At 44.4% G+C, this 12,516-nt stretch carries 9 protein-coding genes and 1 riboswitch; of the genes, 3 read left to right on the top strand and 6 right to left on the bottom strand.

Features of this window, described 5'->3' with window-relative positions; translation table 11 throughout:
• Positions 1-125 precede the first annotated feature (125 nt).
• From ACSAJE_RS07310 to ACSAJE_RS07330, 5 genes are all read right to left on the bottom strand, one after another.
• Positions 126-1,247, bottom strand: a complete 1,122-nt coding sequence (locus ACSAJE_RS07310) for a helix-turn-helix transcriptional regulator (protein ID WP_118689990.1) — start codon at positions 1,245-1,247, stop codon at positions 126-128.
• Between the two features lie 36 nt (positions 1,248-1,283).
• A complete protein-coding gene (locus ACSAJE_RS07315) occupies positions 1,284-3,896 on the bottom strand; it encodes an NYN domain-containing protein (RefSeq protein WP_458008693.1) in 2,613 nt (870 codons plus the stop codon).
• 13 nt (positions 3,897-3,909) lie between these two features.
• A complete protein-coding gene (locus ACSAJE_RS07320) occupies positions 3,910-4,887 on the bottom strand; it encodes a glycosyltransferase family 2 protein (protein ID WP_458008694.1) in 978 nt (325 codons plus the stop codon).
• A 111-nt stretch (positions 4,888-4,998) separates the two neighbouring features.
• Positions 4,999-6,195 (bottom strand): methionine adenosyltransferase, encoded by a 1,197-nt coding sequence (gene metK / locus ACSAJE_RS07325; RefSeq protein WP_118689992.1) that lies wholly within the window; start codon positions 6,193-6,195, stop codon positions 4,999-5,001.
• Positions 6,196-6,311: 116 nt separating this feature from the next.
• A riboswitch (SAM riboswitch) is annotated at positions 6,312-6,407 on the bottom strand.
• A 213-nt stretch (positions 6,408-6,620) separates the two neighbouring features.
• Positions 6,621-7,037, bottom strand: a complete 417-nt coding sequence (locus tag ACSAJE_RS07330) for a putative ABC transporter permease (RefSeq protein ID WP_182434242.1) — start codon at positions 7,035-7,037, stop codon at positions 6,621-6,623.
• Between the two features lie 158 nt (positions 7,038-7,195).
• On the opposite strand from ACSAJE_RS07330, the gene ACSAJE_RS07335 reads away from it, so the two are divergent.
• The 3 genes from ACSAJE_RS07335 to ACSAJE_RS07345 all read left to right on the top strand — a co-directional run bounded on the left by ACSAJE_RS07335 (position 7,196) and on the right by ACSAJE_RS07345 (position 10,168).
• Positions 7,196-8,395 carry a serine hydrolase domain-containing protein gene (locus ACSAJE_RS07335; RefSeq protein ID WP_118689993.1) on the top strand — a complete coding sequence of 400 codons (1,200 nt, stop codon included), beginning with the start codon at positions 7,196-7,198 and terminating at the stop codon, positions 8,393-8,395.
• A 643-nt stretch (positions 8,396-9,038) separates the two neighbouring features.
• On the top strand, positions 9,039-9,773 hold the full coding sequence (locus ACSAJE_RS07340; RefSeq protein WP_444157021.1) for an NAD-dependent protein deacylase: 735 nt from the start codon (positions 9,039-9,041) through the stop codon (positions 9,771-9,773).
• A gap of 140 nt (positions 9,774-9,913) precedes the next feature.
• Entirely contained in the window at positions 9,914-10,168 is a 255-nt protein-coding gene (locus tag ACSAJE_RS07345) for a TIGR03905 family TSCPD domain-containing protein (RefSeq protein WP_458008695.1), read from the top strand.
• Between the two features lie 67 nt (positions 10,169-10,235).
• Here ACSAJE_RS07345 and ACSAJE_RS07350 read toward each other — a convergent pair whose 3' ends face one another.
• Positions 10,236-12,449: an alpha-galactosidase gene (locus tag ACSAJE_RS07350; RefSeq protein WP_458008696.1), complete on the bottom strand. Its 2,214-nt coding sequence runs from the start codon at positions 12,447-12,449 to the stop codon at positions 10,236-10,238.
• Between the last annotated feature and the right edge of the window lie 67 nt (positions 12,450-12,516).

Below are 12,516 nucleotides of genomic sequence, written 5' to 3' on the forward strand. Positions count from 1 at the left end.
ATGAGACCACGCGTATCACTATAATCTTGCCTATTATATCACGTAGCCTAAAACAAGTAAATGCTATCGCGGTTAATTTTTGTAAGATTGTGTCTCCAAAATGCTTAGAAACAACTGCCGCATTTTCAAATCTCATGTTCTTGTTGAAATATTCTGCGATAGGCGCTTGGTGTCACACCATGTCTTTCCCTAAAATACTGAGTAAAGCGACTTTGTGAACCAAATGCACAATGTTCACTGATCTCGCCGATAGACTTATCGGTATACTTCAAAAAATACTCGCTTGCTTCAATTTTTTCATTGATAATATATTGCTTCAGCGAAATCCCCTCCTGCTTGCGAAAACGATCGGATAAATAATTCGGTGTGACGTCAAACTCTTTTGCAATGTCTGTCACTTGAAGTTTATCCATAATATGCAGATAAATATAATTTCTGACCTGAGAAGTTAATACATCTTCACAGTTTTTTCGCTGCAAGTCGCGTACCTCACGCGCAAATATAAATTCTGCCTCTCTGGTCGCCTTCTCAACTTCCAGCGGCTCCTGCAGATTATCCTCTACATTGCGTAAAAAGCTATCACACATAGACAAGGCTTTTTCCGGTGTAACTCCTCCCTGAATGGCGCTTCGAGACGCACTGCTGATTACCCATACTGCTATATTTTTGTAGTGTCTTAGTACATCCTTGGAAACATTTCCGATCTCTCCTCCATAAGATTCATTAATACTTTCTTCCAACGCCTGCAGATCTCCTCTGCGAATGCTCTCCTGCTCACGGCGCTCCTGTCGGATCGGATTGTGCGCTTTACGCCTCTCCTGATAATGCAGCATATCATTTGTCAGATGCTTTGCAATACTGGCATCCGGCTCCTCCAATACATTCCAGAATACATTTCCCGGCATTTCCTGTCCGGTAATGGATTTCCAGCAAAGCTCTATGATCGCGCGAAATTCATCCTTTCCACAATAAGAAATGCCTATGGAGTCATTGCCTACCGCATAATACACGCGTATCCTGCCTAACACAATATATTCCCCTACAGGCGATTGGATGACTGCGTATGCCACGCCCTTTCCATCCATCTTAATATATGGTTTTTCTTTTCCTTTTCCCTGAAACTCCCTTGGTGCAACCGGCTGACACACACCTTCCTCAAAGCTGTGTATCAGATTCCCTTCCCGGTCAAAGACATTGATGGGTCCATGCAATAATTTGTGTAGTCGCTCTAATAAGTAAATATCCATATTGTTTTCCCCGCCTTTCTATAATGCGCTTTTCTCTCACTCAACTTGTCTTCGAATGGCTTCCTCCACTCGTTTGACCTCAGCATAAAATTCTCTTGCAGACCATAATTTGCAGCCTTGCCCGCGGATGATCAGCTGCTCCAGGCCATCCGAAGTTGCCACAGTTACATCATGTTCCCGCCCCATGTTATGAGCAAGTTTTTCGATATATTGATCTGCTGTTTCCGCCTCCTTCGTATATACCACATGTATATTGTGATAATCCAGCATCTGACCAATACCGCCTTTTACCTTATAAGCATCAAATACAAGGATCAGTGTCATCCCCATATAAGCTTGATAATTACATAAAATATCCATCAGGCGGTCTCTGGCTGCGTCAATATTATCCTTTGCCAGCTCGTTCAGTTCGTCCCATGCAAACACTATATTATAGCCATCCACCAGCAGATACTTTTCCGCCGAACGCTTGTAAGCGACAGGTCCACGACTGTCTGTGGACGAAACAACACGTTTTCGCTGTCTGATCCAATTTTTCTTCTGATTGCGGTTTGCGCCACCCGCTTGTCCAAGAATAGAACGAATCTCTTCTTCTCCCATCGAGTATTCCGTATCATACCGCATTCTGCGCCCCATTGCTGCTGTCATAGGCTCCGCATAGTCGTCTTCCGGCGACTGCTTACCTTCCAAAGAATACCCATTATCTACGTGTACATGATCTGCCACTTCATTCCAAGGAACGATATAGCCGGAACCATGTGCTGTAAACACAGAATCCGCTGTTGCCGCATAATCCAGATCCGGATCATAACCAATCTGTGCAACCACTTCTTCCGTATTGTGGCATGGTCGATATCCGCACAACTGACAGGACATCTTTCCTTTACCACCGGTATAAGCAGACAGATCCTTCTGATAGGAGCGTATTGTCGCAACCGGTGCTTCTCCGGCAAGAACTGCGTATTCTCCCGATGAATCCGGTGCATTTAGTTTTGCACTCATTCGCTCCATGTCCGTCATTGCCCGTCCCAACTGTTCGGTCGGCAGCTCCAAACGGAACGAATAATACGGCTCCAGTAAGATCGTTTCTGCCTGTCTAAGTCCCTGCCTGACTGCACGGTAGGTCGCCTGTCTGAAATCACCGCCCTCCGTATGCTTCACATGTGCTTTACCTGCAATAACGGAGATCCGCATATCCGTGATCTCTGATCCGGTAAGCACTCCGCGATGTTTCTTTTCCTGCAAATGAGTTAGGATCAAACGCTGCCAGTTTTTGCTCAGCATATCTTCGCTGCAATTCGTGTCAAACACCAGACCGGATTCCGGCTCACCGGGCTCCAACAGCAAATGAACCTCTGCATAATGTCGTAATGGTTCAAAATGCCCCATACCGATAACCGGTGCCGCTATGGTTTCTTTGTAAACGATATTTCCCTCGCCAAAAGTGACATGCATACGATAACGATCAAATAACTGCTGCCTGATCACTTCGATCTGCACCTCGCCCATCACCTGTGCATGAAGTTCTTTGAGTGTTTCATCCCATATAATATGAAGCTCAGGTTCCTCCTCTTCAAGCTGCTTCAAGAGCGGAAGTGCACGTCTTACATCCCAGTCCGGTTCCAAAAAGATCCGATACGTCAAAACCGGCTCTAATATTGGAACTTCATCGTGTTCCATAAAGCCAAGCCCCTCTCCCGGATACGTATGGGACAAACCGGTAACCGCACAAATTTCTCCCGCTTTGGCTTCCTTTGCTGTCGTATATTTTTCTCCGGAATAGAACCGGATCTGATTGATCTTTTCGCTCCAGATCTGCTCTTCATCGCCGGCATCAGTTTGCAGCTGCTTTTTGCCCTGTAATAACTGTCTCGCCTGCAGGCGTCCACCCGTCACTTTCAAATGTGTCAGTCGATTGCCCTGCTCATCTCTGGATATCTTGTATACTCTGGCGCCAAACTCATCTCCATACTGTCCGGGCTCTGTATATTGCCACAATCCCTTTAGAAATGTTTCAACTCCCTGCATTTTTAGTGCAGAGCCAAAATAACATGGAAACAACTTCCGTTGTCTGATCAGCCGGATCACATCTGCATCTTCAAGTGTTCCATCCTGCAAAAAGCGTTCCAACAGATCCTCTTCACACACGGCTGCCGCTTCCATCACGCTCTCAGGTTCTGCCATAAAATCAACACAGGCATCCGAAAGCTTTTCCTGTAGTTCCTGCATGATCCGACCACGATCCGTATCCGGCATATCCATTTTATTGATAAAAAGAAACACCGGAATATCGTAGTAAGCAAAAAGCTGCCATAACGTCTCGGTATGGCTTTGCACGCCATCAGCAGCACTAACGACTAATACTGCATAGTCCAGTACCTGCAATGCGCGCTCCATTTCTGCCGAAAAATCTACATGTCCCGGTGTATCTAATAGCGTAACCGTTCCATCCTGCAGCGCAAAGCGCGCAGGCTTGGAAAAAATAGTGATCCCCCGGTCACGTTCCATATGATTGTTATCTAAAAAAGCGTTTTGATCGTCAACACGCCCTAATTGGCGGATCGACCCTGCCGTATACAAAAGTCCCTCCGACAGTGTCGTTTTACCCGCATCAACGTGCGCCAATATTCCTATGGTAATATGTTTCATATATATTCACTTTCTATCTGCGATCCTTCGCCGGTGTAATATCCCCGGTACTCTCGCTAATGATAAATCGTGGCCGTTCCTTGGTTTCCATGTAAATCTTACCAATGTATTCTCCAATAACGCCCAAACTAAGCAACTGCACACCGCCCAAAAATAAAATACAGCACAAAAGGCTTGACCATCCACCAACAGTCATTCCGCATATCTTTTCAATGATCGTTGCAACAATAGCGATCAAACTGATCACGCAAACAATAAATCCCATACTGGTGATCATACTGATTGGTTTGACAGAAAAGCTGGTAATACCATCAAACGCAAACGAAAGCATTTTTTTCAACGGGTAATGGCTCTCTCCGGCAATTCTCTCAGCGCGTTCATAGTAAACACAGGAATAGCGAAAACCTACTAACGGTGCCATTCCACGTAAGAACAAATTAACCTCTTTGAACTGTGCCAATCCTTCCAGGGCTTCTTTACTCATCAAACGGTAATCTGCATGATTGTATACAACATCTGCGCCCATCGCCGCCATAATTTTATAAAAGCCCTGTGCCGTAGCACGCTTGAATACCGTATCTGTCTTTCTCTCGGAACGCACACCATAGACGATCTGTGATCCTCCCAAATACTCGTCCACCATCCGCGTCATCGCTGTCATGTCATCCTGACCGTCACAGTCGATCGATATTGTAATATCTGCATATTGTTTTGCTGTCATCAATCCTGCAAAAAGAGCATTCTGATGTCCACGATTACGTGACAAACATAAACCCTCGATCTGCTCTTCTTCCTCCGCAAACTTGCTGATCAATTCCCAAGTAGCATCTTTGCTTCCATCATTTACAAACATGACACGGCTCTCTTCTGCAATCTTCCCCTCTGAGATCATGCCACGCAGCGTCTGCAAAAATAATGGTTCTGTTTCCGGTAATACTTTTTCTTCATTGTAACAAGGAATTACAATGTATAAAATTGGTTTGCTCGTCATGATATACCCCCTGTATTGTGTCTTTGTTTCCTTCATAGATACCATGGATCATTTTCCTGCATAGCAGTGTAAGAGAAATCACACCTCGCTTCTCCATGACCCTTGGCAGTATTATACCAAATATTGTTTCAAGATGGCAACCTTGTCTGTCTGCTCCCATGGAAGGTTTAAGGTGTTTCTTCCAAAATGTCCATATGCCGCAGTTTGGCGATAGATCGGTCTGCGCAGATCGAGCATCTTGATTATACCAGCCGGACGAAGATCAAAGTTATCACGGATGATTTCAACCAAACGGCTGTCGGATAATTTGCCGGTACCAAACGTATCTACCATAACAGAAGTCGGCTGTGCAACACCGATTGCATAGGAAAGCTGAATCTCACAACGGTCTGCAAGACCTGCCGCTACGATATTTTTGGCAACGTAACGTGCTGCATATGCAGCCGAACGATCTACCTTTGTGCAGTCTTTTCCCGAAAAAGCTCCGCCACCGTGACGTGCATATCCGCCATACGTATCTACGATGATCTTACGACCAGTCAATCCGCTGTCACCATTCGGTCCGCCGATCACGAATCTGCCGGTTGGATTGATAAAATATTTCGTATCTTCACTTACTAATTCTGCCGGGAGGATCGGATCGATCACATACTTACGAATATCTTCATGGATCTGCTCCTGTGATACATCCTCTGCATGTTGACTCGAAATAACCACAGCACTGATATGTATCGGCTTACCGGCTTCATCATACTCTACTGTCACCTGACTTTTGCCATCCGGTCGAAGATAAGAAAGTGTTCCATTCTTACGCATCTCTGTCAACTGGCGTGTCAACTGATGTGCCAAAGAAATCGCATATGGCATGCAATCCTCCGTCTCGTTGGTTGCATAGCCAAACATCATTCCCTGATCTCCTGCACCGATTGCTTCAATCTGTGCATCAGACATATCCATTTCACCGTTCTTTGCCTCAAAAGCCTTATCAACACCCATAGCTATATCTGCAGACTGCTGATCTAACAACACCTTTACCTTACAGGTATCACAGTTGAATCCTTTGGCGTCATCGTCATAACCAATCTCACGGATCGTCTCACGCGCAATCTTCTCATAATCAACCTTAGCTCTCGTGCTGATCTCGCCCATGATCATCACATAATCTGTCGTAATGACTGTCTCGCAAGCAACACGGCTCATCGGATCCTGCTCCATCAATGCATCCAATACAGCATCGGAAATGTTATCACATATTTTGTCCGGATGTCCTTCCGTAACCGATTCCGATGTAAACAAACGTTTCTCCATAATTTCCTCCATTCTGCCGTACCATTTCTGTACGGTCTATCTACGAATATTTCCAAAAAGAAAAAGCCCACCTAAACCGACGACAGATGGACTTGATTTCAACTTGATCTCAAACCCTCTTATTGCTCGATTTCTCGCTGAGATTGGCACCTTCCTGTCAGGGGTTGCCGTGGTTTCACAGAGCCTTCACTCTCCGCCACTCTAAATAAGAGTTGTTTTGTGAACTATTTTCTTATACCGTGTAATAACACGCAACTTTTATATTATACCTTTCGACGCATTTCGTCAATACCCAAACGAGACTATTCGCCAAAATTATGAACCATTTATGATAATGTCCAATATACCACAAAGGAAAATGTCTCAAAACAATATCCGTTCAGAAGATCCAAACATATCTCCTCAGCAGCAAGCGGACATACATACTAAAAAATTTTATAGTGCTGCATCGGTACATTTAATAAGAAATGTTCCATTAAATCATGGAGTACGATAACAGGACCCGACAACCAGAACCATAAATTACAATATAAAAGACAGATCTGCCCCCGAAAATTGTACTGCTGTCCGGAATAATCCCATACCGCCAGATGCAGATAACGATTCACGATCATGCCGACAACAAATTCCACCACCGTGATCATAAGACTGCACAAAAGCATCTGCCCCACCAGTGATGCCTGTCCACCCAGTAGATTTTGCACAGCACCGACTAACACAAAACAAATTCCACCAGCTAGCAGCATTGATATATGAGAATAACCCCGCATTAATATTTCTAATGCGCAATATAAAAATCCTCCTGTAAAAAACATGATCGTATATGCCTGTGCCGGATTCATATCTGCTATTCTCCTTCCTTTGCCATATGTTCTGCTATTCTCAAACATAGTATGTATTTTTTTTAAAATTTTATTCTTGTTGATAATGATTGGTTTTTATCAGGTATTGTGCTAACATAACAAGAGAATACTTAAGCAGAAAGCGAGGATTTTGATATATGAACCAAACCATCTTAAAACGACTGGATGCTGCGATCACATCAACATTGATCGGACACAGTGAAGATCCTGACTGTAATGTCGGCGCATCCATCTGTATACTCCATCGCGGCGAGGAAGTATACCGCAAAGAATACGGCGAAGCAGACAAGGAAAAGCACCATCCAATGAAACCAGATACGATCTTCCGCTGTTATTCTATGACAAAGCCGATCACTTCTGTTGCTGTGATGACTTTGGTAGAAAAGGGTGCATTAGCACTATCCGACCCGGCCAGCAAGTATTTACCGGGGTTTAAAGATCAAAAAGTATATACCGATCAGGGACTTGTTCCGGCGAACCGCGAAGTCACTATCCAAGATCTGTTGGATATGACTGCCGGTGTAGTCTACCCGGATGCATCTTTTCCTGCCGGTGCTATTATGGACAAGATCCAAGCAGATTTCTATGATAAGATCGCCAAAGGCGAACCGACTCCTTCTACCTATGAATTGGCAAATATCATCGGTCAACAGCCTCTGGCATTCCAGCCAGGCGAGCGCTGGTTATACGGTTTTTGCGCAGACGTTCTCGGCGCCATCGTGGAAGTCGTATCCGGCAAACGCTACATTACGTATCTAAAAGAAACTATTTTTGATCCGCTCGGCATGACAGACACTGATTTCTATGTCCCAGAGCAAAAGCAGGGTCGTTTTATGCAGTTCTATCAATATATGCCGGAAACTCAAACGTTAGATCCATGCACCTGGCAGCATTTATGTCTGTCTCATATGCATCTAAAACAGCCATCTTTTGAATCCGGTGGCGCAGGTTTGGTATCTACCTTGAGCGATTACGCCAAATTTGCACAGATGATGTTAAACAAAGGAACGTATCAGGGTATCCGCATTTTGGGACGCAAAACAGTAGAATGGATGACACAGAATCATCTTAATGAAAAACAGCTGGTAAGCTTTGACTGGGAATCATTAAAAGGTTATGGCTATGGCAATCTGATGCGTTGTATGATCCATACAGAACTTTCCGAAAGCATTGGATCTAATGGCGAATTTGGATGGGACGGCTGGTTAGGCAGCTATGTAAGTATGGATCCGGCTGAGGATCTGGCGATCATTTATGTGATCAACAAATGTGGTGGTAACGGTTACCGGGATGTACAAGTTATCCGCGATATTGTATATGCCGCATTAGAAGATTAGCAATTCACTCAAACTTCCCATACCGAAAGTTATTGTCCGAACCACAGATTGCTTATTATGTCGGCAATAAATTGGATATTTTGCAGCCGATAAACTAAATTGTTCTGTCATTCGAGAACTAAGATAATTGCCGCAGAACGCAATGTTTTTTTCGTGATTTCTTATTTTGTTAAGTCTCTGATGAATACATGCCTAGAGGAGTGTTTGAGACGTCCCGGTTTAGCAAGATATCATCCATTTTTGGACGGGACGCTTTCGCTACGATGCGCTACGTCACGTTACTTAATGTCTCTGAGATACGAGACATAAGTAACGACGAGCGCAAAGTCCCTTTCAAAAATGATGATTATCTTGCTTCCGGGACAGCGAGTTCTCCGTAAGGCATGTAAATCATACATCAGAGACAACAAAATTTAGAAATCACTGTAAAAACAAAATGCGGCAAGGCAATTACTATAGTTCTCGGATGGCAGAAGCCACTCTTTGGTGGCTGCAAAATGCAACATGGTTATTGACATAATAAGCAATATGTGGTTGTGGAGGTTGGAGGTATGGGCAGTTTGAGTAAATGATATATCGTAAGGCATTTGCTGTGGGCATATGTATCGTAAAGCAATGGAAAGAAAGGTTAGGTGAGCAGTATATGAATACTTCACAGGCAGAAGGCATTGATCAGCTTCAAAGCTGGGTCAATGAAAGTAAACGTATTGTGTTTTTTGGCGGTGCCGGAGTCTCAACTGAAAGCGGCATCCCGGATTTTCGCAGTGTAGATGGTTTGTATCATCAAAAATATGATTATCCACCGGAAACCATTCTCAGCCATACGTTTTTTATGAGAAATACAAAAGCGTTCTATGACTTTTACCGCGATAAGATGATCTGTCTGGACGCTAAGCCAAATATCACTCATCTGAAATTGGCAGAAATGGAACAAAAAGGCAAACTTACTGCTGTTGTGACGCAAAATATTGATGGGCTTCATCAAGCAGCAGGCAGCAAAACGGTATACGAACTCCATGGATCCGTGCACCGCAATTACTGCACCAAATGCCATACATTTTATGATATTCACTGTATTACTGAAAGCACAGGCATTCCAACTTGTGAATGTGGTGGTATTATCAAGCCGGATGTTGTATTATACGAAGAGGGATTAAATGACGCAACAGTAACCGGTGCTGTCAAAGCGATCAGTGAATCCGATCTCATGATCATCGGCGGCACTTCTCTCGCTGTATATCCGGCCGCCGGACTACTGCATTATTTCCATGGAAACCATTTGGTATTGATCAATAAATCTGCCACCCCGATGGATGCAGATGCAGATCTTTTGTTACAATGTGGACTTGGGGAAGTCTTTTCCCGGATTGAAGTTTAATGTGCGCGAAGGCAAAATTGCACATAGCTATCAGTCAGATGCCGGTATCTATACCTGGCAGATGACTGGTCGCTATGTGAACGCTTTGGCGAGTTTGATAAAAAGACTAACTACTAATAAGAAAGAAAGGATTGATGACTATGCATTATTCTTATACTACAAAAGGAACTTGTTCCAGTGAAATTGAATTTGATCTGGATGGTGATGTTGTTCATAACGTACAATTTGTCGGTGGCTGTAACGGTAACCTAAAGGCGATCAGCTCTTTGGTTGACGGTCTGACCGTAGAACAGGTCGTAGATAAAGTCAAGGGCATCACGTGCGGTTTCAAAAGCACATCCTGCTCGGACCAGCTTGCAACCGCACTGTTGGAAGCACTCGACACAGTACAATAATTCACCAAACTATTTATTCACACTTGTTTAGAAGCTATGCGTTTCGTTTATGAATCACATATTGTTTCTATCTTTTTTCAAAATGGTACAGGCGGCTTACGGCATCTCCCCAGAGATCACCGATCAACAGGCCGCCTTTCATTAATATTTCACCGGTATATTCCCTTTGCGTCACATCACAATAATAAACCGCTTCCGGATCCAGTCCCTGTAAATGCACCTTACGGCTTCGGCGGTTCGGTTCCGCGAGCACCTGTACAAATGTCATTAAAGCCTCTTTCTGATCTTTTGACACAACCATATAAGCATCATAGTAATGATTTTCTGCATACGATGCGAGTCTATAGTAATCCCCGTTTCGGATCAATAACTGGTAGGTATGATACATCTCTGTCTGCTCACGGATCAACGCCTTTTCTTCCTCTGATAACTTTGTCACATCAAGCTCATAACCAAATGTTCCCGCCAATGCGACATGTCCACGAGTCGTAAACGGAGTATTGCGTCCTACCGTGTGATTTGGGCAGACGCTAACATGCGCCCCTATCGTGGATAATGGATAAATTAACGCTGTTCCCTCCTGAATACCTAAACGCTCCACGGCATCTGTGTCATCAGAGCACCAGATCTGCGGACTGTAATATAGCATTCCCGGATCAAAGCGTCCCCCGCCTCCGGAACAATTTTCCAACAACAGATTCGGAAATTCCGTGATCAGCCGCTCCTGCATACGGTATACTGCTAACACATACCGATGAAGTAATTCCTGCCCATGCTCTTTGCCCAAATATGCACTTCCAAGATCAGACAGTTGGCGGTTCATGTCCCATTTTACGTACATGATCGGTGCACTGCGCAAAATACGTGCCACCGATTCATAAGCATACTCCTCAACTTCCGGATTCGATAGATCCAACACTCCCTGCGCCCGGCTAAGAGTCGGCTCACGTCCCGGTATTTGGATCATCCAGTCCGGATGTGCGCGAAACAGATCCGAATCCGGAGAGATCATCTCCGGCTCAAACCATATACCAAACTTCATGCCGATTTTATTAATGCTGTCTACCAAATGTTTTAAACCACCGGTAAGTTTTTCCTCATTCACATACCAATCTCCCAGCGAAGACTCATCATTGTTGCGTCTGCCGAACCATCCATCATCCATCACAAATAACTCTATGCCACAGTCTTTCGCAGTCTGCGCAATATCTAATAACTTTTCCGTTGTAAAATCGAAATACGTTGCTTCCCAATTATTGATCAGTATCGGACGCTCCGTATTTTTGTAGCGGCTGCGAATCAAATGCTCACGGTAAAAATCATGAAGGGAACGAGTCATCTTGCCAATGCCTTCCGACGAGTAGGTGAGAACTACTTCCGGTGCCTGAAAGGTCTGTCCCGGTGTCAGCTTCCACCCAAATTCATAAGAGTGTATTCCCATTGTCATACGTATCATGTCATGCTGCGACACTTCCACCTGTCCCAAAAAATTGCCAGAATATACAAAATGCATTGCATATACATCTCCTCGGGTCTGCGTTGTACCCGGTGTGACCAGTGCAATAAACGGATGCTCCTGATGCCCGGATTCCCCACGGATCGACGCCGCTGACTGTCTTCCATATCCAATTCTCCGGCGCTGTATACGTCGTTCTCTGGCCCATGCGCCCGGCAAAGTCAGCAACTCATAATCTTCCTCATAATCCATATCCAGACAGGCACTATATATTTTTTCAATGGTAAGCGTCTGCTCTCCCCGATTGTCTACCCGCACAGAACGAGTAATTACATCCTCCCTCTCAAAAGCTGTGTACGATAGCACAACTTCTACACCAAGCACTCGATCCTGACAAATAAGCTCTAACGTCTGTACTGCTGTACCGGCATCTTCCGTATCCATCTGTGAAGCAGTGACAAAAGAAGCCGGAAGTCCCTCTAATGGTGTCTTGCCGGAATATATTCGATGCTCTTTGTAAAGAATTTCCGTTCCCAGGCATCCATTTTCATCTCGAATATCCAAGCAGCTTTCCCGAAAATCCCCAATGCCGCCGGTTGGCAGTTCCATCGGAAAGCTTTCCAAAAATACGCATTTTTCGCGTTTGTTGCGCTCTGGTGTATATGGATATTCCTCCGTCCGCAGCAAATACCCACCGTCAATGTGCTGTAAACGCTCCCCATAATAAATATGTCCCAAATACCCTTCCGGTGTAATGCCGATCATGTAACTGGTACTCTTGGTATTTAGTTGGAAAATATGCTGTTTCTCATCATAAATAATCATTCTATTCTTTACACCTTTCCTCCATGGATCACGATGATTTATTTTGCAATAGTTGGACCAGATGTGA

The organism is Jutongia sp. SJQ-6 (genome assembly GCF_054161275.1).